Annotated in this window: 22 protein-coding genes and 1 pseudogene; 11 read left to right on the top strand and 12 right to left on the bottom strand. The window is 58.2% G+C overall.

Annotated elements, in window-relative coordinates:
* Positions 1–41 precede the first annotated feature (41 nt).
* From AC0V6L_RS14675 to rpsF, 6 genes are all read right to left on the bottom strand, one after another.
* A complete protein-coding gene (locus tag AC0V6L_RS14675) occupies positions 42–1496 on the bottom strand; it encodes an AMP nucleosidase (protein ID WP_486154908.1) in 1455 nt (484 codons plus the stop codon).
* Between the two features lie 74 nt (positions 1497–1570).
* On the bottom strand, positions 1571–2233 hold the full coding sequence (locus tag AC0V6L_RS14670; protein WP_486154907.1) for a Fe2+-dependent dioxygenase: 663 nt from the start codon (positions 2231–2233) through the stop codon (positions 1571–1573).
* Between the two features lie 9 nt (positions 2234–2242).
* Positions 2243–3286: a hypothetical protein gene (locus AC0V6L_RS14665; RefSeq protein ID WP_486154906.1), complete on the bottom strand. Its 1044-nt coding sequence runs from the start codon at positions 3284–3286 to the stop codon at positions 2243–2245.
* 46 nt (positions 3287–3332) lie between these two features.
* Positions 3333–4010 (bottom strand): 50S ribosomal protein L9, encoded by a 678-nt coding sequence (rplI, locus tag AC0V6L_RS14660; protein ID WP_486154905.1) that lies wholly within the window; start codon positions 4008–4010, stop codon positions 3333–3335.
* Positions 4011–4023: 13 nt separating this feature from the next.
* Complete coding sequence (gene rpsR / locus AC0V6L_RS14655) at positions 4024–4248, bottom strand: 30S ribosomal protein S18 (RefSeq protein ID WP_034904833.1); 225 nt, start codon at positions 4246–4248, stop codon at positions 4024–4026.
* Positions 4248–4613, bottom strand: coding sequence for a 30S ribosomal protein S6 (gene rpsF / locus AC0V6L_RS14650; protein WP_486146559.1), 366 nt, complete (start codon positions 4611–4613; stop codon positions 4248–4250). The genes rpsR and rpsF overlap by 1 nt, the downstream gene beginning before the upstream one ends.
* Before the next feature lie 197 nt (positions 4614–4810).
* Here rpsF and AC0V6L_RS14645 point away from each other — a divergent pair, with 197 nt between their 5' ends.
* On the top strand, positions 4811–5758 hold the full coding sequence (locus AC0V6L_RS14645; RefSeq protein WP_486154904.1) for a DUF808 domain-containing protein: 948 nt from the start codon (positions 4811–4813) through the stop codon (positions 5756–5758).
* Between the two features lie 10 nt (positions 5759–5768).
* Complete coding sequence (locus AC0V6L_RS14640; protein ID WP_486154903.1) at positions 5769–6410, top strand: glutathione S-transferase family protein; 642 nt, start codon at positions 5769–5771, stop codon at positions 6408–6410.
* Between the two features lie 18 nt (positions 6411–6428).
* Here the strand turns inward: AC0V6L_RS14640 and AC0V6L_RS14635 are convergent, their stop codons facing one another.
* From AC0V6L_RS14635 to AC0V6L_RS14615, 5 genes are all read right to left on the bottom strand, one after another.
* Positions 6429–7082: a glutathione S-transferase gene (locus AC0V6L_RS14635; RefSeq protein ID WP_486154902.1), complete on the bottom strand. Its 654-nt coding sequence runs from the start codon at positions 7080–7082 to the stop codon at positions 6429–6431.
* The gene (gene trhO / locus AC0V6L_RS14630) at positions 7079–8011 is read right to left on the bottom strand and encodes an oxygen-dependent tRNA uridine(34) hydroxylase TrhO (protein ID WP_486154901.1); all 933 of its coding nucleotides are present in this window, start codon (positions 8009–8011) and stop codon (positions 7079–7081) included. Before trhO ends, AC0V6L_RS14635 begins: the two co-directional genes overlap by 4 nt.
* Before the next feature lie 50 nt (positions 8012–8061).
* A complete protein-coding gene (locus AC0V6L_RS14625; RefSeq protein WP_486154900.1) occupies positions 8062–9606 on the bottom strand; it encodes a class I adenylate-forming enzyme family protein in 1545 nt (514 codons plus the stop codon).
* Between the two features lie 84 nt (positions 9607–9690).
* Positions 9691–9963: a hypothetical protein gene (locus tag AC0V6L_RS14620; RefSeq protein WP_486154899.1), complete on the bottom strand. Its 273-nt coding sequence runs from the start codon at positions 9961–9963 to the stop codon at positions 9691–9693.
* Positions 9960–11384 (bottom strand): Mur ligase family protein, encoded by a 1425-nt coding sequence (locus AC0V6L_RS14615; protein WP_486154898.1) that lies wholly within the window; start codon positions 11382–11384, stop codon positions 9960–9962. The genes AC0V6L_RS14620 and AC0V6L_RS14615 overlap by 4 nt, the downstream gene beginning before the upstream one ends.
* A gap of 55 nt (positions 11385–11439) precedes the next feature.
* Here AC0V6L_RS14615 and AC0V6L_RS14610 point away from each other — a divergent pair, with 55 nt between their 5' ends.
* From AC0V6L_RS14610 to AC0V6L_RS14580, 7 genes and pseudogenes are all read left to right on the top strand, one after another.
* Positions 11440–12273, top strand: coding sequence for an LD-carboxypeptidase (locus tag AC0V6L_RS14610; RefSeq protein ID WP_486154897.1), 834 nt, complete (start codon positions 11440–11442; stop codon positions 12271–12273).
* 133 nt (positions 12274–12406) lie between these two features.
* Entirely contained in the window at positions 12407–13345 is a 939-nt protein-coding gene (gene fabD / locus AC0V6L_RS14605) for an ACP S-malonyltransferase (RefSeq protein WP_486154896.1), read from the top strand.
* A gap of 75 nt (positions 13346–13420) precedes the next feature.
* Entirely contained in the window at positions 13421–15364 is a 1944-nt protein-coding gene (locus AC0V6L_RS14600) for a beta-propeller domain-containing protein (RefSeq protein ID WP_486154895.1), read from the top strand.
* A 72-nt stretch (positions 15365–15436) separates the two neighbouring features.
* On the top strand, positions 15437–16201 hold the full coding sequence (gene fabG / locus AC0V6L_RS14595; RefSeq protein ID WP_486154894.1) for a 3-oxoacyl-[acyl-carrier-protein] reductase: 765 nt from the start codon (positions 15437–15439) through the stop codon (positions 16199–16201).
* A 187-nt stretch (positions 16202–16388) separates the two neighbouring features.
* A complete protein-coding gene (gene dnaN / locus AC0V6L_RS14590) occupies positions 16389–17516 on the top strand; it encodes a DNA polymerase III subunit beta (RefSeq protein ID WP_486146535.1) in 1128 nt (375 codons plus the stop codon).
* 19 nt (positions 17517–17535) lie between these two features.
* Positions 17536–18159: a glutathione S-transferase family protein gene (locus AC0V6L_RS14585; RefSeq protein WP_486154893.1), complete on the top strand. Its 624-nt coding sequence runs from the start codon at positions 17536–17538 to the stop codon at positions 18157–18159.
* A gap of 36 nt (positions 18160–18195) precedes the next feature.
* Positions 18196–19292 (top strand): annotated as a pseudogene (locus AC0V6L_RS14580) (DUF2855 family protein).
* A gap of 120 nt (positions 19293–19412) precedes the next feature.
* On the opposite strand, the gene AC0V6L_RS14575 reads toward AC0V6L_RS14580, so the two are convergent.
* On the bottom strand, positions 19413–19619 hold the full coding sequence (locus AC0V6L_RS14575; RefSeq protein ID WP_486154892.1) for a hypothetical protein: 207 nt from the start codon (positions 19617–19619) through the stop codon (positions 19413–19415).
* A gap of 34 nt (positions 19620–19653) precedes the next feature.
* Between AC0V6L_RS14575 and AC0V6L_RS14570 the strand changes: the two genes are divergently transcribed.
* Together AC0V6L_RS14570 and AC0V6L_RS14565 are read left to right on the top strand one after the other, a co-directional pair.
* Positions 19654–19836 carry a hypothetical protein gene (locus tag AC0V6L_RS14570; protein WP_486154891.1) on the top strand — a complete coding sequence of 61 codons (183 nt, stop codon included), beginning with the start codon at positions 19654–19656 and terminating at the stop codon, positions 19834–19836.
* Positions 19837–19901: 65 nt separating this feature from the next.
* Complete coding sequence (locus AC0V6L_RS14565) at positions 19902–20861, top strand: glycerophosphodiester phosphodiesterase family protein (RefSeq protein ID WP_486154890.1); 960 nt, start codon at positions 19902–19904, stop codon at positions 20859–20861.
* Positions 20862–20878 lie beyond the last annotated feature (17 nt).

Below are 20878 nucleotides of genomic sequence, written 5' to 3'. Positions count from 1 at the left end.
ATAGGGACCCGCGCTGCGTTGGGCGATTGTCCATCTTGGCCCTATCGGAATGGCGGTTCATTAAAGGCGCGCAATTTGCGGCTGTGCAACCGGTCTCCTTCGGCGCGCAGCCGGGCACACGCCTCCAGACCGATTTGCAAGTGGGCGGCAATCGCCTCTTCATAAAACTTGTTGGCCTGTCCCGGCAGCTTGATCTCGCCATGCAGCGGCTTGTCCGACACGCACAGCAACGTGCCATAAGGCACGCGGAAACGGTATCCTTGCGCGGCTATCGTGGCGCTTTCCATTTCGATCGCGATGGCGCGGCTTTGCGAGAAGCGTTTCGCGCTGCTGGCATAAAGCAGTTCCCAATTGCGATCATCGGTGGTGACGACCGTGCCGGTACGCATCCGCTGTTTCAGATCAGCGCCCTGCGTGCCCGAAACATCCTCAGCAGCGCTGGCAAGGGCAACTTGAACCTCGGCAATGGGGGGAATTGGAATTTCGGGCGGCAACACATTGTCGAGCACATGGTCATCGCGCAGATAAGCATGGGCAAGCACGAAATCGCCGATTTTCTGGCTGGAACGCACCCCGCCGCAATGGCCGATCATCATCCATGCGTGCGGGCGCAGCACGGCAAGGTGATCGCAAATCGTTTTGGCATTGGAAGGGCCAACCCCGATATTGACAAGAGTGATGCCCTGACCATCCTCACGCATTAGGTGATAAGCGGGCATCTGGTGCCGCCGCCATGCTGTATCGCTCAATTGGTGCTGCGCATCGTCCACCGGCATAGTGATGTCCAGACCGCCCGCACCGGTTAGCCCGGTATAACCATCAGTGCCGATCTGCTTGGCACCCCAGTTCACAAATTCATCGACATAGCGGTGATAGTTCGTAAACAGGATGAAGTCCTGAAAATCCTCGACATTGGTGCCAGTGTAATGCGCCAGCCGAGCGAGCGAGTAATCGGTGCGCAGCCCATCGAACAGCGACAGGGGCATATCCTGCGCCTCGTCAAATTCGATCCCATCGGCCAGTTCATCGCCGATCAGCGCCAAATCGGTTGAGGGAAAGAAGGCGGCGATTTCCTGCGGGGCAATTCCCACCATCGCCGCGCCCGCTTTACCATCGAGCACATAGGGGAAGGGGATTTCCTGCCGGGACCTTTCAACGGTGACTTCCACGTCAAACGCTGCCGAAATCAGCTCCAATTGCTCAGTCAGATAGGATGCGAACAGATCGGGCCGGGTGATTGTGGTGGTATATGTGCCGACAATCTCCAGCCGTCCAAATGCGCGGCTGCGGTCTGCCGCGTCAGGGTCGCTGTCAGCCGCCTCAAGCCCGGCATAAGTGAGAGTGATCTGCGGATAGGCATAGCTGCCATCCTTGCGCCGTTCAGGCGGCGGTACAATGCCATCGCGGCCATAGGCGATCACATCTTTGCGCAGGGCATCGACGGCATCGTCATAGTGTTTTTGGAGCTCAGCGAGAATATCGGGTATTGAAATCATCGCGCAGGCCTTAGCTGCGAAATGCGAATGTTACAAAGCCTGCATTCTGATTGCGCGAATTTCTCGCAAGAATGCTAACCGCGCAGCCACATTCGTTTCAGGTTGTATTGCACCGCTTGCAGCCGGGTGTAATTTTCATGGCTCATCCCATTGCCTTCGAGCGCTGCCACTTCGCCCAGTTCATACAGCAATTCGCGGTGATGCGCATCGGGGATCTGGCTCTGGATGAAAGTCAGGCCGACCAGACGTTCGCCTTTGGTCACCTCTTCTACTTCGTGCAGCGTGGATGATGGATACACCACGGCAGAGCCCGCTGGTCCCTTTACCCGGACGCTTTCGCTGCCAAGCTGGATGCGCAGCGCGCCGCCATCATAATCGCCCGGATCGTTTAGAAACAGAGTGCACGACACATCCGAACGGATCGAGACATTGCCGATTTGCATCACGGTGGAATCGGGATGCAGCCCGTATTTCATACCCTTGGTGTACCGCGTGATAAGCGGCGGCGCGAATTGCGCCGGGACGGCAAAATTGACGAAATCCTCGCAGCCAAACAGCGCCTGCGCCATGATATTGACTGCATTTTGTTGCAATTGCTCATCATGCATATGCAGGTTGTTTTTGGTTTTATTGTGCGGATTGCTGATTTTGCCATCCACGAATTTCGCCTGCGCTGCGATCTGGCGCAATTGGGTCAGCTGCGCATCAGACAGCACGTTTTCGATCAATCTGAACATGGGGAGTGTTTAGGCCCGCTCGTGCGCGGCTGCAATGATGGGATGCGTGTTTGCCTGACTTTGGAGCCAATCAAGTGCCGCTGTGATCTGCGCGCCGTGCGTGCGCGCTGCATCGGCCAGCACATCTTCGCGCAATTGGGCGGAATACCCGTGCTCTGGCGCTTTGGAATATTGCTGCATGATCGGCCCTGTGGTGAGCGTCTGCGCTGTATCTGCATCCATGCCTATACCCAAAAACTGCGCCATCTGGACAAGGGCGGGGGCGGGCTCTTTGAGGAAACTGTCGAAATTCACCCACAAGGCGCGGTCCGAATTCGCTGCGTCAAGAGCCGTCATTTCGCATGCCCAGGCCATTGCAGCCCGCTTCGCTTCGTCCAATTCCCATAAGTTGATTGGTGGACCGCCCGCCGCGCTCAGCCGCGTATTCAGCCGCTGGAGGCGGGCGGCAGACAAAGCCGCCAATTCCTGGCGCGAGGCCTCTCCTGCAAGGATCGTCTGGATATACCGTTCAGGTGACAGCGTCAGAAACACCGCTTTGCGCGGCCCTGCTTCACCGCCTGCGAGTATGCGCGGCGCGATATCGCTGACAAAGCTTGTGGCTTTTACCAAAGCGCGCTGATCGGCGCCGAATGTGCGCGATAACCAGCGCAGCGCCAGTTGCAGGCGTTGGTCTAGCTTTCCCGGCTCCCACGGCGAATGCGGCAACCCTTCCAGAGCGGACAGCTCTGCAAACTGGCGCAATATCTGCGGTTCGCGCAGGGCCAGCGTATCTGCCGCCTCACCCAGCAAGCGGGCAATCAGCGTTGAACCGACATGGCCGATGTGAAAAATGAACTGCGCATCATCGCGGATGCCGGCAGAGGCGCTTTCCAATTGGTCCCACGATGCCCATTGCATCGGCAGGGCAGGTTGGCCGCCTGTAGGTTGCAGCAGGCGATTGTCTAGGAAACTGGCGCTGCGATAATCCGCCTCGCGCATGGTGACCACCAGAACGCGGTCGTTCGCCACATCAAGTGTGTGCGCAAAAAGGCCGGCATCCGATTGAAATGTCATCGGGATACCGGCCTTTCGTGTTCAGCAAAGAAAGCTTGGCGCGAATTTACGCGTCGTCGCTCTCTTCGGTTTTGTGATCGGTTGCCTCAACCAGAGCTTCTGCTTCGCTGGTGTCTTCGGGTGTTGAAACACCTTCTTCCAGCAATTCTGCAGGGATTTCGCCCGGCTCAAGGTTGGGATCGATGCGGTTGGCATCAGCGGCTTCTTCGATTTCGCGCTGTTCGTCTGCGAACATCTGCGCAAGCACGTCAACGCCCTGGCTTTGCAGCTCAGCTTCATCGTCAGAGCGTGCGACATTGGCTTTCACCGTCACATGCACTTCGGGGTGAAGCGCCACAGTCACATCGTGCATGCCGATCGTTTTGATCGGCGCGCCCATAATGACCTGCTTTTTGTTGACTGCGTGGCCTTGAGCTTCAAGCCCTGCAACCATGTCGCGAACATTGACCGAACCGTAAAGCTGGCCAGTGTTTGATGCGGCACGGATAAGCACGACTTCTGCGCCGGCAACCTTTTCGCCGGTCTTTTCAGCTTCACCGCGCTTTTCAGCGTTGTCTTTTTCAAGCCGTTCGCGGTTTGCTTCAAAAACAGCCTTGTTTGCGTCATTGGCGCGCAGGGCTTTTTTCTGAGGCAACAGAAAGTTGCGGGCATAGCCATCTTTAACACTGACAACATCGCCAATGGTGCCGAGTTTCTCAACGCGTTCGAGGAGAATAATGTCCATTGTGTCTTCTCCCTTATTTCACGATGTAGGGCAGCAGGCCGATATGGCGAGCGCGCTTGATGGCTTTGGCAAGTTCGCGCTGTTTCTTGGCAGAAACGGCGGTGATGCGCGAAGGCACAATCTTACCACGTTCAGACATGAAACCCTGAAGCAGGCGCACGTCTTTGTAATCGATCTTGGGGGCATCGTTACCCGAAAACGGGCAGGATTTGCGGCGGCGGAAAAACGGGCGGGCCATCAGTCGCGCTCCTCACGGTCAGACCGGCGTTTGCGGTCGCGTTCATTCTTGCGCATCATCACAGATGGGCCATCTTCGTGCTCTTCGACACGGATGGTCATATAGCGGATCACGTCTTCGTTGATGCGGGTCTGGCGTTCCAATTCAGCAACAACGCTGCCGGGGCCATCAATGTTCAGCATCACAAAGTGCGCTTTGCGGTTGCGTTCAATTTTGTAAGCAAGCGATTTGAGGCCCCATGTCTCCGTTTTGGTGACTTTGCCATCATTCGCTTCGACGATTTCGGTCGCCGTGGCCGCCAGCGCATCAACTTGAGCCTGGCTCAAATCCTGACGCGCGAGGAAGATATGCTCATAATGAGCCATACTTCGCGTTCCTTATATTGCATGCCGATCGCTGGCTTGTCCGTCCGGATGACGGGGCCCCTCCGGCTTTCTTGGTTCCGCCCGGTTAAAAGCAGAAGCGCGCACATAACGTGTTGCCGCTGCAATGCAAGGTTTCTTTCCTTTTGGAACGCACCGCTTTATCGCGGGTCTCACAGGCGCAAAGGGGATTAGTGAATATGCCATCAGGATTGGTCGCTTTGTTGGATGATGTCGCAGTGATTGCGCGCACGGCTGCCGCCTCAGCCGATGATATCGCAGTCGCCGCCAGCCGCGCAGGCTCCAAAACGGCGGGCGTTATCATTGATGATGCCGCGGTCACGCCCAGTTACGTCACCGGATTATCGCCGGCGCGCGAATTGCCGATCATATGGGCGATCACCAAAGGAAGCCTGTTTAACAAGCTGGTGATTTTGCTGCCCGGTGCGACCCTATTGTCTGAATTTCTTCCTTGGGCGATCATTTGGATATTGATGCTGGGCGGCGCTTTCTTGTGCTATGAGGGCGCGGAAAAAGTGATGGAGAAGCTGGGCGGGGCAAAGCACGGCAAAACGGTCGAGGATGTGATCGAAGACCCGGTGGCGTTTGAGAAACAGCGCATAGCAGGCGCGGTGCGCACTGACCTCATTCTGTCAGCCGAAATCATGGCGATTGTCCTGAATGAACTGGACTTGCCAACCTGGTGGGAACGCGGCCTTGCGCTTGCGTTGGTGGGCGTTGCGGTGACGGTGATCGTCTACGGCGCGGTCGCCATTATCGTAAAGCTGGATGATATCGGCCTGTCTTTGGCCGGCCGCGACAATGCTGCGGCCAAGACATTTGGCGAAGGGCTGGTCGCGTTCGTCCCCGTATTGCTCACTTCGCTATCGCTGATCGGCACGGTCGCGATGTTGTGGGTGGGCGGCGGCATTATCGTTCACGGCACGCACGAGGTTGGCTTTGACCTGTTCTATGACATCGCCCACGGCGCAGAATACTGGGTGAAAGGCGTCACTGGCGCATTATCGGGCATTGCTGGCTGGTTCACCTATGCCTTTATCTCTGCCGTCCTCGGCCTTGCTTTGGGGGCCGTGATTGCGTTTGTCCTGCATAAAGTAATGGGTGTGGGACACGCAGAGGCGCATTAAGGCGGCGCGTATGACAAAACCAATCTTATACACCTGCGCCCGGTCGCGCGGTCTTCGTGCAACATGGGCCGCAGAAGAAGCAGGCGTTGATCTGGACCTTAACGTCCTGCCATTTCCGCCGCGTTTTCTTGCGCCCGAATATCTTGAAACCAATCCGCTGGGCACAGTGCCGCTGTTGGTGGATGGAGATGCGCAGATGAGCGAAAGCTGCGCAATTGCCCACTACCTTGCCACGCGAAGCGGCCCCAGCGACCTGGTGATCGCGCCGGGAGAAGCGGACTATGCCGCTTATCTCGATTTCACCTATCACGCCGATGCGACGATCACCTTCCCGCAAACCGTCTATATGCGCTTTGCGATCTTCGAAAAAGACAAGGGCTGGGCAGAGGCAGGCGAGGCTTATGCCAAGTGGTTTGAAAAGCGGCTGGTGAAAGCCGAGCAGCGGCTGGAGGCGCGCGAATATCTGTGCGCGGACCGTTTCACCGTGGCGGATATCTGCGTGGGCTATGCGCTGATCCTGGCGCAGAATGTCGGGCTGGATGACCGGGTGCCCGAAAGCCTTAAAGCGTACCGCGCGCGCCTGACCCAGCGCCCCGCTTATCAGCGCGCGTTTGATCGCGAGGAGAAAGGGCGATTGGCGCTGGAGGCATAGCGCTGACCGACAAGTTGGCTATGGCCCGAAGAAAATCGGTTCATCGCCCGCTTTCCAGGGGTCAAATTTGGGCATGACCGCCTTGAACAGCTCCGATGCCAGATGCCCCTCTAGCCAGCTTTGCAAATGCGGCAGGTCAAGCGCGTCGAACCAGCTGCGATCCGTGTTGGCGAATTGGCGAATGAATGGAAACAGGGCGATGTCAGCAAAAGTGGGGCGAGGGCCAAACAAGTTTTTATGCCCCGCCAATTGCGCATCCAACCGCTCAAGGATCGCCAGCCCTTTTGCACGGTGGTGCAGCCGAAACGCGGTTTCATCGCCGCCGTTCTCTTCTGGATAGCGAACGGGGTATTTGTACCGATCAAGGTGGCGCTTGAACGCGTCATCGTTTTCCCCAATGACAGCCGCATCATCCTCGCCCAGCCAGCCATCTGGATCGTTCTTGGCCAGCGCCCAACGCATCACGCCAAGGCTTTCATCAATCACCGTGTCATCCGGCAAGACCAGAACGGGCACTGTCGCTTTGGCGGATGCCTCGCGCAGTTCGGGGGGCTTATTGGCCAGCTTTACCTCGCGCAGTTCCACTGTGATGCCAGCGGCCCATAACGCCATTCGCGCGCGCATCGCATAGGGGCAGCGGCGAAAGCTGTAGAGGATGGGAGCCGCGTTCATTCGTCCGCCGTCCTCTTTGCCGTTTCGCGGCGGCGGGCCAATTCCATCTGCCGCTGGCGTTCTGCATATCGCTCGCGCTGCGCATCGGTTTTGGTTTCAATGCACAGCGGGCACGAAATGCCTTCGGCATAATCGGGCGATGCCTTGTCCTCATCGCTAATCGGATAGCGGCAGGCGCGGCATAGCGAATATTCGCCCACTTCAAGCCCGTGTTTCACCGTCACCCGTTCATCAAACACAAAGCAATCGCCCCGCCACAGGCTTTCATCAGCAGGCACATTTTCGAGATATTTGAGAATGCCGCCATGCAGATGATAGACATCCTCCACCCCTTCTGATCGCAGAAAACTGGTGGATTTTTCGCAGCGTATTCCGCCTGTGCAAAACATCGCGACTTTCTTTTTGCCGGCAAGCAAATCTTCGCGGTGGGTGCGGAACCAGCCCGGAAATTCGCCGAAAGCCGCCGTTTGCGGGTTTATCGCGCCGTCAAATGTGCCCAGATCAACTTCATAATCATTGCGGGTGTCGATCACGATGGTGTCGGGATCGGATATGAGCGCGTTCCAATCGTGCGGATCGACATAGCGCCCGGCGCTGGCGCGCGGATCAATGCCGGGTTCTCCCATGGTCACAATTTCGCGTTTCAGCCGGACTTTCATACGGTTGAAAGGCATGGTTTTGGCATAGGAGAATTTCACATCCAATTCATCGCAATCGGGCAGGGTGCGAATATGATCGAGCACTTGGGTGACCGCTTCGGGTGCGCCTGCAATTGTGCCATTGATCCCTTCGCCAGCGAGCAAAACGGTGCCTGCCGTGCCCGCTTTTTTGCACACCGCCTGCAATGGGGCCTGCAAGGCTGCAGGATCAGCAAACGGGGCAAAGCGGTACAGCGCGGCGACTTGGATGGGCAATTCAGGCGTTGGCATAATGCCGCCCCTAACCCGGCGCAGGGCTTCGCGACAAGAGCGTGCGCCGCTCAGGCGGCTTGATCTTCGCTTACAGGGCGCGCTGACAGGTCGCGGCGCAGCAATTTGCCCAGCGGATCGCGCGGCAGCTGATCGACAAATTCGATGTAACGCGGGCGTTTGTATCCGGCGATTTTGCCTTTGAACCGCGCAGTAATTTCCTCCCGGGTCAAATGCGCGCCCGGTTTCAGCACAACAAACGCCTTAACTGCTTCGCCCCATTTCTTGTCAGGCACGCCTGCACAGCCCGCGTCGAGAACTTCGGGCATGTCGGCAAACACCGCGTCGACTTCCGCCGGATAGACGTTTTCGCCGCCCGTCTTTATCAGCTCCTTTGCTCGCCCCAGCAGATAGCCAAGCCCGCGTTCATCCATCCGGCCCAGATCGCCGGTGCGCAGCCAGCCATGGCCCAGCGCCGCCTCGCTCGCGGCTTCATTGCGCCAATAACCCAGCATGACAGAAGGACCGCGAAGGCAAATCTCGCCTTCCTCGCCGGGGGGCAATTGGTTGCCTTCGGGATCGAGAATAGCCATTTCCACATGCGGCATCGGCCAGCCGATAGAGCGGGGATGTTCGAGCATATCGGGATAGTCGATAAAGGTGGCAAAGCCGCACACTTCTGTCTGGCCATATCCGCCGACAACGCGGCAATCCCACTGCTTTTCAAACCCCTCATAGATCTGCGGCTTACCCATGCCAGACCCGCCGGTATATTTGGTAAGCGGCATCACCCCGCCGCGCACAGCGTCCATTTCAAACCACGGAAAGCTGATCTGAGGAAAAGCGCTGGTGGTGGTGCAGTGTTCGCGGTGGATCAGATCAAGCACCTCTGCAGAGCCCATATCGCGCCCGGCAAAGACGCTGCATCCCCCGCAAGCGAGCATGGCGGCTATCTGCTGCATGCCCACAACGTGAAACAGCGGATTGATCGAAAGCAGCCGCTCCTCCTTGGTAAAGGCGCGCCGCACTGCAAAGCCCATGGCCGATGATGCAACCGCGCTGCCCGCCTGAAGGCACCCTTTGGGCTTGCCCGTCGTGCCGCTGGTATACATCATATAAAGCGGGCGTTCGGGCGGCAGATCGGGCAGAGTTTGCGTAAGCTGAGGCGTGTTTACGATGCTTTCAAACAGGCCGTCTTTGCCGTGCGCTTCATCCACCACGATGGTCTCGCCCGGCGCGCTTTCAGCCAGCAGATCGGCAAAACGCGGGTTCACAAATGTCAGCGAAGGCTGCGCATTGCCGATGATCCAGCCAAGTTCACCAGGCGCAAGCCGCCAATTGAGCAGCACCGCAATCGCGCCGATCCGCCCGCAGGCCAGCAAAGCGGTGAGGTAAGGCGCGCCATCGGTTAACAATAACGCGACCCTGTCCCCGCAGGAAATCCCGCGCGCCAGCAGCCAAAGCGAAAGCCGTTCTACCCGCGCATCAAGCTGCGCATAAGTCAGCCGCTGGGTGCCATCCACGCACGCCTCTCGCGGCGCATATTGGGCGGCATTGACGCGCAGCAGCGTATCCAGCGAGAAATCGCGAGGGTGGGAATGGGGGCGGGGCGCCATGGCTCTCTCCTTTGGCGCGAAAGTTAATGCGGGATGAGCCGGTTCACCATGCGCGTTTTTGAGGGCGGGTGAGGGCGCGCGCGATTACCCTTCGTCAAGAACCGTCCCGCATCGCCCGCACACCCGATTGGGCCACGGCACTACGAACATGCCGCGAAAAAACAGGTTTTTGCCGCAAGTGGAGCAGTTAAATCCCAGCATTCTTCTGTTTGCCGCCACCAGACCAATGATCGCGGCGGCAAAAGCAAAGGTAGAATGACCAAAGAAACGGTCCACGACCAACACGAACAGGATCGCAACCACCAGCGATCCGGCCATCCACCACGCATGGCGCACAGCGGCGGCGTATAGGGTCATGACAATTGCTCAAACACGGATTTGGCAAAGCTGCTCAGCGTATCATCGCGCGCGCCCATTATGACGATGCGGTCCCCCGGCTTTGCTATGGCGGCCATGCGCGCGCCGCAATCCGCGCGGTCCGGGATGTGCTCAGCAGACCCGCCTGCGTCGTTGATTAAGGCGATGATCCGCTCGGTCCCTTCGCTGCGGTCGACTGTGCCGCCAAAATAAACAGGATCGCACATGATCGTGACATCATCGGTATCAAGCAGATCGGCAAACACCGCTGCGAGTTCATCGCCCATTTGCTTCAAGGGGCCATATCCATGCGGCTGGAAGAACGCGATCACGCGCCCCTCGGCCGCTTTCAAAGTGCGCAATGTGGCCGCGCATTTTTCCGGATTGTGGCCGAAATCATCAATCACCGTAATGCCCGATGCGCTGGTCCCCACCACATCAAACCGGCGGGCCAGCCCCGCAAAAGAGGCAAGCGCATGGGCCGCCTTTTGCACATCCACGCCTGCGGCATTCACTGCTGCAATCGCCGCCATCGCGTTCGATAGATTGTGCCGCCCCGGCATTGGCAGTTCGAGCGCAAAAGCCTCTTTCTTGCGAGTGTCGACAATGGCGGCGCTGATGCCAAAGCCGGTTTCCTCAATCGAGCCGGGCTCTATCGCCAGGTCAGCATCGGTGTTCTCGATCCCAAAGCTGATATATTGATGCGCGCGCGCGGCCAGCATGCGGGCTTCTTCATTGTCGAAATTGATCGCCGCGCAGCCCGATGCCGCGACATAATCGCCAAACAAGACGCGCAATTCCTCGATGGATTTGTGATCGAGGCTGACATTGAGCAGCACGCCGATGGTTGGGCGGTACAGCGCGATGGAGCCATCGCTTTCATCCACTTCGCTCACGAACACTTCGCGCCTGCCGATCCGCGCGCTGGCAAAGGGATTGCTGGCCGAGATGAAGTTTTTCATCACCGCCCCGTTCATCACCGTTGGGTCAAAGCCCGCTTCGCACAAAATCCACGCGATCATGCCTGTCACGGTTGATTTGCCCGATGTGCCGCCGACCGCGATGGAATAGCCTGCATCGTTGAAAAAAGCGGACAGCAATTCAGCGCGCGTCATGCGGGTAAGGCCAAGCTGTTTTGCGCGCGCGGCATCGGGCACTGTGTCTTCCACGGCGGCAGAGGCGATCAGGATCTGCCCTTCAGCAAGTCCGCTGCCATCCTGCGGCGACAGGGCAAAGCCATTTTCCGCCAGCCACGCGAATTTCGCCGGTGTGCGCCCTTGATCGTAGCTGCGATCAGAGCCTGCAACATCGTGATCCATGCCCCGCGCAATCTGGGCAAGCGGCAACATGCCCGACCCGCCGATCCCGCAAAAGAACAAGGGGCGCCCAGTTATATCGTCACGTTCCGGCTTAGCTGTCATGGCGCATACGGTTATGGGCTTGCGTTAACGCTGACAAGCGACATAGGCTGATGACATGACAAATATTGCAATTTGTGCCCCGGCAAGAGGAATTTCGCGCGGTTCCGCTGATGCGTTGGAAGAACTGGTCGCTGCCGAATTTCCCCAGCACCGCGTGACCTTTCACGAACAGTGCTTTGAACGCGAAGGGCATTTTGCCGGAAATGATCTGCGAAGGCTTACCGCGTTTCTGGAATGCGCGAATGATCCCGCTTTTGATGCGGTGTGGTTTGCGCGCGGCGGCTATGGCTCCAACCGCATCGCCGAAGCTGCAGTGGTGCGCATGAATGAAGCGGCGCGCGCCAAAACCTATGTGGGCTTTTCAGATTGCGGATATATGCTTGCCGCGCTGTACCGCGCTGGCATCGGGCAAAGCGTGCATGGGTCAATGCCGGTCAGCGCCCGGTCTGAAACCGGGCGAGAAGCGGTGCGGCGCGTGCTCCGGTGGTTTGGCGGGGACAATTCGGGGCTGGAGCCCAGCCTTGACGGCGCAACTCCTGCCGCCGCATTCAATCTCTACACTCTCGCGATGATCGCCAACACATCCTTGATGCCCGATCTGTCCGGTCACGTTGTGATGGTGGAGGAAGTGAGCGAGCATATCTATGCGGTTGATCGGTTGTTTTTTCACCTTTCCGGCAGTTTGAAAGGGCGCATTGCAGGCCTACGATTGGGCGAAGTTTCCGACGTGCCTGAAAACGACGTCGAATTCGGGCAAAGCCTTGATGAGATAGCGCAGTTCTGGTGCGACCGGGCAGGAATCCCCTATCTGGGCCGCGCGCGCATTGGGCACACGGCGGATAATCATGTGGTGCCTTTTGGACTTGCAGGGCCAGCTGCCCGGCCTTAGGCGAAAGGGGACTTTTGTTCAGAACCCCAAGCCGCCCGCTCCCTCCACCCTTCCACCCGGATTGTATCCGAAAATACTCCGGGTGGAAGGGTGGAGGGAGCGGGCGGCCCGGAACAGCCAAAGAGAATAACGCATGCAAGCTTTCGTATTCCCCGGACAAGGCAGCCAAAAAGTCGGCATGGGCACAGACCTAGCCGCGGCCAGCCAGGCGGCCCGCGATGTTTTCGCCGAGGTTGATGATGCTTTGTCGCAAAAACTGTCCGCGATCATGGCGGACGGGCCAGAGGATCAACTGACTCTTACCGAAAATGCACAGCCGGCGATCATGGCCAATGCCATGGCAACCTTGCGCGTGCTTGAGACCGATTTTGGCGTCAGCCTTGCTGATACAGCGCAAGCAGTCGCGGGCCATTCGCTGGGCGAATACACCGCCTTGTGCGCAAGCGGAGCGTTTGATCTGGCGACGACCGCGCGCCTGCTCAAACTGCGCGGGCAGGCGATGCAGGCGGCTGTGCCTGTGGGTGTGGGCGCGATGGCGGCATTGCTGGGCGCTGATATCGAGAAAGCGAGCGCCTTGGCCGATGCGGCTGCACAAGGTGAAGTGTGCGAGATCGCCAATGACAATGATCCGGGGCAGGTCGTGCTCTCCGGGCATAAAGGCGCGATTGAACGCGCCGCCGCGCTGGTCAAAGAACACGGCATCAAACGCGGCGTGCTTTTGCCGGTATCGGCACCGTTTCATTGTTCGCTCATGCAGCCCGCCGCTGACCGTATGGGAGAAGCGCTTTCCCAAACGCCTATCGCCGATTTCGCTGTTCCGCTTTACGCCAATGTGACCGCTGCCAAAGTCATCGATCCGAATGAAGAGCGCGCACTGCTCGTCCAGCAGGTCACAGGCCGCGTGCGCTGGCGTGAAAGCGTGGAGCAGATGCATGCAGATGGTATCGAGAGCTTTGTCGAACTGGGCGGCAAAGTGCTCTCCCCCATGATCCGCAAGATCGCAGGCGATGCGCAAACCACCAGCCTTATCACGATGGAAGAAATCGAGGCTTTCGCCAAATCGCTGAGCTAAGGCCTAAGCGTCTGATACATTTTGCATTCAGGTAAGTTTGCGTTACTTCTTCCCATAGCAACTGGGGAGGGGCAAATGACGATTTTAAGACCTGCACGAATTGGTTTGTTCGCAGCCGGATTGTTGGCCGGATTATCAGCCTGCGCCAGTCTGCCTGATCCTGATCGCAATCCCGGAAGCATCCCGACCTTTGCCAATGCGGCTGAAGTAGACGCCTATATCGCCGCACAGAAGCGTGAGGAAAAACGGCTGATCGCGTCCCGGCCTCAATCAGATGCAGAGGCTGAGTCAATCGTCGTCACGGGTTCTCGCGTTGAAGAAGTCGCGATCACCAACAATCAGGAAGCGGGCATAGACGAAGGCGGCATTGTCAAAGCCACCGGCGAATTCCTCGTCATTCTGCGCCGGGGCCGCGTTTATGTTGTGCGGCACGGCGAGGGCGCTTTGGAGAAAGTCTCCAGCATTGATGCCTTCCCGCCCGATGATCCCACACCCGGTGACACGTGGTATGATGAAATGCTGCTGTCGAACGGCATGGTCGTCGTCATCGGTTATTCCTATGGCGAGGACGGCACCGAAATCTCGCGTTTCAAATTGTCGGATGCAGGCGCGCTTTCCTATATCGACACGCACTATCTGACGAGTTTCGATTATTATTCATCGCGAAATTACGCGACCCGCATGATTGACGGCGAATTGTGGAGCTATTCCCCAAGCCCGTTTCGCGAAAACTGGCGCGAAACGCTTCCCTTTTTGGAGCGGCGATTGCCGGGTGGCACCCGCGTTAAAGTGGGCGACAATCTGGTGCCTGAAAATATGGGGCTTTCAGCCAGCATGCTGGGTAATGTGTCGCCGGCTGCTAACCTGATGCACGGTTTCACGCGCTGCGATGTGCTGGAGCCGCAGCTGACCTGCACGTCGCGCGCCGTGCTGGGCACCTATTCAGCCGAATATTACTTCGCGCAGGATGCCGCTTATCTTTGGACTGAAGAAGGGCGCGCGGGTTGGCGCTGGCGCGGGACCGATCAGAAAGAAGGCCATGTGCTTTACCGCGTGCCTTATGATGGTTCAGACATGACAGCGATGGGCGTCCAGGGCGCACCGATTGATCAGTTTTCCTTCCATGAGGATGATGACACCGATAGCCTGTTCGTCCTCACGCGGGGCGAGTTCACTTTTGCGGGCACCAGTTCCATCGGGGCAACCATGTGGGACAGCGAATTTTCCGATGGCGATACAGCCCTTGTGCGCGTGCCATTAGAAGCAATGGGCAATGGTTCTGAGAGCCTGCCGCAGGGCCTGTTTCGCAGTCTGCCAAGCCCCGATGGCTGGCGCGTTCAAAACCGCTATGTCGGGCGGCATTTGCTCTATGCAGGCGCGTATTACCGCGATGAAGGCGAAACGCCCGAGGTCTATGTCACCCCGCTCGATGCCGGCTGGGCGCAGCGGGTCGAATTGCCGCACGGGATCAGCCGGATTGACCGGCTTGGCTCTGATGGGGTGGTGATCGGGCAGGACAAGGACAATCAGCTCGGCTTTACCGCGATTGAACTGGGTGAGGCAGCGCGCCCCGCTAAGCGCGGGACAACCAGTCTGCTGCCCGCCACCGATGAAGGCGAAAACCGCAGCCATGCGTTCTTCTGGCGGCCCGAGGCCAATGCGCCGGAAAGCGGTAATGGCGTGATGGCGCTGCCTGTGAACAAGGAGCTGGACGGGTATGACTTTGAATTTCTCGGTTCCTCCACCGCAATGACGTTCCTGTCGCGCGTGGACGGCAAACTGGCCCCCATTGGTGAGCTTGGCACTGTGCCGGATGAGACGACACTGGCCGAGGCGCAAAAGATGCAGGATCTGGCCGATGAAGGCGATTGCAAGGCGTCCTGCACCGATTGGTACGGCAATGCGCGCCCGATCTTTATCGGCACACGCATCTTTGCGCTGATGGGTGATCAGATTGTCGAAGGCGAGATCGCAGACGGGGCGATGCGCGAGATTAAACGCATCAACTTTGCCCGGTGACAGGCATGCTCCCCGGTTGACCGCGTGCCTCCATGCGCGCAACAGGGCGAACATGCATTTATGGAGGCACATTTGTTCGATCTTACAGGCATGAACGCGCTGGTTACCGGCGCATCCGGCGGGATTGGTTCGGCGATTGCAATGGCGCTTGCAGGGCAAGGCGCGCGGATCGCTTTGTCAGGGTCCAACGGGGATAAGCTGCGCACCTTTCGCGAACAGCTAATCAGCGAAGTGGGCTCGCCCGAAGCTGGCGATCATGTTGAGATTACGTGCAATCTGTCTGACGCCGCTCAGGTTGAGGAATTGATCCCTGCCACGCTCGATACGTTGGGCGGGATTGATATCCTCATCAACAATGCCGGGATCACGCGCGATAATCTGGCGATGCGGATGAAGGATGAGGAATGGGATCAGGTGATCCAATTGAACCTCGAAGCCGCCTTTCGTCTGATGCGCGCCAGCGCCCGGCCCATGATGAAAGCGCGCTTTGGCCGGATCATCAACATCACCAGCGTGGTGGGCACGACGGGCAATCCAGGGCAAATGAACTACGCTGCGGCCAAGGCTGGCCTTAACGGCATGACCAAAAGCTTTGCGCAGGAAGTCGCATCGCGCGGGATCACTGCAAATTGCCTTGCCCCCGGTTTTATCCGCACGGCCATGACATCGGCTCTCGACGAAAAGCAGCAGGCGGCAATCAATGCGCGCATCCCAGCCGGTAAAATGGGCGAGGGCGATGACATTGGCGCAGCCGCAGTCTATCTCTCCAGCCGTGAGGCAGGGTACGTCACGGGCCAAACGCTACACGTGAATGGCGGCATGGCGATGACGGGGTGATCCGGCTGGGTGTGAAGGGGAACAAGAGGTGCAATCCGCCCCCTTATCCCCAGCGCAATTCCCCCTCGTAAAGCTACAAACTTGCCCGTATTGTTATCGGCGCTAAGGTTTTGGGATGAATTCCCTTGGGGCGGGATCGATTCCATCGGTCACAGCCCCAATGCAACACAAACGATAGGCAAAGCTGATGAAGGCTACGATCGAACGCGCGACGCTTCTTAGGTGTCTCTCCCATGTTCAATCGGTGGTTGAACGCCGCAACACCATTCCGATCCTGTCCAATGTCCTGATTGAGGCATCGGATAGCGGTGATGTGAAAGTCATGGCGACCGATCTCGATCTGCAAGTGATCGAAACGATGAGCGCATCGGGAGTGGAAAGCGCAGGCGCCATTACGGTTTCCGCGCATCTGTTGTTCGATATCGCTCGCAAACTGCCCGATGGCAGCCAGGTCAGCCTTGAAACGGCAGAAAACCGGATGGAGATCAAAGCCGGGCGTTCGCGGTTCAAACTGCCGACCCTGCCGCGCGATGATTTCCCCGTGATCGTCGAAGGCGATTTGCCGACCTCGTTCGAGCTTCCGGCCAAGACATTGGCTGAAATGATCGACCGCACCCGGTTCGCGATCTCGACCGAGGAAACGCGCTACTACCTCAATGGCATCTTCCTGCATGTCACCGATGAAGACGCGCCTGTTTTGAAAGCCGCGGCAACCGATGGTCACCGGCTCGCGCGCTTCACTTTGGCACGCCCTGATGGCGCAGAGGGCATGCCCGACGTCATCGTGCCGCGCAAAGCGGTCGCCGAATTGCGCAAATTGCTGGATGAGGCGATGGACGGTGCCGTGCAGATTGACCTTTCGGCGAGCAAGATCCGCTTCACCCTTGGCGGAGAAGGGGGCGTGGTGCTCACTTCCAAGCTGATTGACGGCACATTCCCCGATTACAGCCGCGTTATCCCAACCGGCAATGACAAGCTTTTGAAAGTCGATCCCAAGCTGCTGTTCGCAGGCGTGGACCGGGTGGCTACCATCGCGACCGAGAAAACGCGCGCGGTGAAAATGGGCCTCGATACAGACAAAGTTACGTTGTCCGTCACATCGCCCGACAATGGCACCGCGACCGAGGAACTGGCCTCCGAATATCAGTCTGATGGGTTTGAGATCGGCTTTAACGCCAATTACCTCAAAGACATCCTCGACCAGATCGACAGCGACGAGGTTGAATTGCACCTCGCCGATGCAGGCGCGCCGACGCTGATCCGCAAGGATGAAAGCTCGCCTGCTTTGTATGTGCTGATGCCGATGCGGGTGTAGCGGTTCGCTCACCTGCACCATGGCGCAGGCCCGCATCTTTGGCACGGTCACTTCGACCTATACGCGCATTGTTCAAATCACATGCGAGGAAGCGGGCGTAACGCACGAAACCATCGCGACGGCGGCGCATTCGCCTGCCAATCGGCATCCCTTTGGCAAAGTGCCCGTGGTGGAGATCGATGGGCTTGAACTGATCGAAAGCGCCGCGATCGCCCGCTATATCGACAATGCGCATAATGGCGGGGCGTTGCAGCCCGCAGACCCCGCCGCGCGCGCGGCATGCGACAAATGGATCGCGATTGCCAACAATTACCTGTTTCCGCTGTTTGAACGCGGGCTTGTTATGCCGTGGATCATGCACCGCTTTGCCGGCCAGCCAATTTACCCGGAGAAGATGAACGCGGCTCTCCCGCAGATCAGCCGCGCATTGGGTTTTTGCGAGGCAGAATTGCAGCGCGATGGCGCTTGGCTGCCGCTTGGCTTCACCATGGCTGATATATTCCTTTACCCCGTGATGCGCTCCCTCCAACTGACCCCGCAGGGCGGTGTGGGCATTGGCCAATGCGAGGCTTTGATGGAATGGCTGGGGGATTGCGAAAAACGCGCTTCTATTCAGGCAACCCGCTGGGAAACCGAAAGCTGATCGGCTAGGACGGGGCGAAACAGGAGAGACAGCGCAATGACACTCACACAGGTCCACGTCCGCAAAGACGAACTCACTCACGCAGAGCTTGCTTCCGCCGAACTAGGTCCGCTGGGCGAAGGGGCGGTGCGGATGGAAGTGGAAAGCTTCTCCGTCACGGCCAACAACATCACCTATGCCGTGGTGGGCGATGGCTTTGGCTATTGGAATTTCTTCCCCCGCGCGCTGATGACCCAGCAGGCCTTGGCATCGTGCCGATGTGGGGGCACGCGAAGGTTACCCAGAGCAATTGCCCGGAAATCGCAGAGGGAGAGCGCGTCTATGGCTATCTGCCCATGGCGAGCCATCTGGATGTCGTGCCGGGCAAAATCAGCGCGTCAGGTTTTACCGACACGGTTGATTATCGCCAGCCGATGAGCCCGGTCTACAATCAGTATTCGCGTCTTGCTGCTGATCCTGAACACGATCCCGCATACGAAGCAGAGCGGATGATCTTTGGGCCTTTGTTCAAAACGGGCTTTCTGATCGACTATTTCATGCGCAACGAAGGCTGGTTTGAAGCTGAGCAGGTGATCCTGACCAGTGCGTCTTCCAAAACCGCCATGGGCCTTGCCAGCGTGGCAAAGCAAAACTCTCCCGGTATCAAGCGTATCGGCCTGACATCGCCCGGCAATATCGACTTCGTCGAGAAGACGGGGCTTTATGACAAAGTGTTTGGCTATGACGAAATTGGCCGCATGGCCATCGCGCCCAGCGTGACGGTGGATTTTGCCGGGAATGCGACGGTTTTGGCGAACTTGCACACTCATTTTGAGGCGACGCTCAAATATTCATGCCTTGTGGGCGCAACCCACATTGAAGAGCGCGGTCCAGGCATGGGCGGGGCAGAAGGTCTTCCCGGGCCCAAGCCCACTTTGTTCTTTGCCCCCGATCACATGGTGTCGTTCTTTAAGGAGCACGGGCACCAGGGCGGCGCGGAATTGGTCGCGAAAAGCTGGCGCGGGTTTTTGGATGTTGCTGCGACGAGCGTCACGATTGATACGCGCGCTGGGCTGGAGCAGGCCCGCGATGTCTATCTTGAGATGCTGGGCGGTTCGGTTGATCCGGCGCAGGGCATTGTCATCCAGCCGTAAAAACCCGCATCACCCTGCCGATTGCAGATGCGAAAAGGCCTCCGGCAGCGCACAATGTGCATCTGGCGGGGGCCTTTCAATTGTAGGCTGCGTCAAAACAGCCCGGCAACTTCGTAAGCCTTACGGGCTGGTGGGCTGATCGTCGTCGCTTGCTGCGAGGACGACGAGGCCAACAATACCGGCGATGAGGGCAGCGATCAGCACGCCTTCAGCGCCGCCGCCGAGGTTTTCACCATCGGTGACCGGTGCAACGACCGGCAGGCTTTGAGCGGCAACAGGTGCACCCGCAAGTGCAACAGCGCCGAGCATAAGAGCAGTTTTCTTCATTTTGATCTCCTTTAGACACTCGATAGCCATCATTGTGTCCCAATTCAACACGGTTCCGCGTCAAAAAGCACCGTTACGGCGATTTCATGAAGGTTTAATGGACGCGCGCAAGAATATTGACGCTGAAACATTTCTTTACATTTTGGTTTGTTTTTGCGGCCTTGTAGCTGCCTTTATCGTCGCTGCCTTTATCGTTGCTCTGCTGATTGCAGGTTGATCAATTTGCACCCGCACCAGATAGCCGCAAAAGACTGTATTCGATTCGCAAAAGGCATCGCTTCCATGCAACTATACCTCTTGGCGCCCCTCGCTGCCGCTGTGACCTTTGCCGCCACGCCTGCTGCGGTTGGGCAAGCCCCGGACCGCTCCGAAAAAGCGCACCAGACATGGCGGCTTGTCCCGCAAACGGGGCTTTCTGCGATGCTCGATTGCTTTGAGGCTGAAGAGACAACGCTGATCTCGGCGCATCGGGGCGGGCCATCTGCCGGATTGCCGGAGAACGGGATTGAGACGATGGACGCCGTCCTCACCGCGATCCCCGCCATTATGGAGGTTGATGTCGCGCAGAGCAGCGACGGTGTGCATTATCTGATGCATGACCGCACGCTTGACCGGACCACCACGGGCACTGGCAAAGTGACCGAGCGGGATTGGAGCTATGTCGAGCAGCTGACACTGGTTGATGAGGCGGGATGGCAAACACCGTACCGCGTGCCCACTTTGGCCCAGACATTGGAATGGGCACGCGGGCGCACAGTGCTGCAAGTGGATTTCAAACGGACCGCGAATTACGAAGCGGTGATCGATATGATCCGCGCCGCCGGCATGGCTGATGCGGTGATCCTGATCGCTTACACCACCGAAGCGGCGCAAAAACTGCATGCGCTTGCCCCTGAAATGCTGATCTCTTTTTCGATCAGCGATGCCGATGATCTGGCCGCTGCCGCATCTGCTGGCATTCCCGCAAACCGCATTGTCGCTTTTACCGGCACACGCACGCCGAAACCCGATTTATACCGGGCCTTGGACGAGGCAGATGTTGAGGTGATCTTTGGCACTTTGGGCCGCTCGCCTGCGTCCATCGACAATGTGATCGGCCGCTTCGGAACCGATGAACGTTACGCAGAATTGGGCGAGGGCGGGGTCGATATCCTCGCCACGGACCGCCCGCGCGCAGCAGCCAAAGCGCTCGAGGCAGCCAAACGATTGCCAGTATCAGGGCGATGCGGGGTCAGCCGGTAAGACCGCCCCTGTAAACC

Source organism: Erythrobacter sp. JB1-15, from assembly GCF_057365035.1.
Note: the sequence above shows the minus strand (reverse complement) of the source record. Positions and strands in the feature narration are given on the sequence as shown.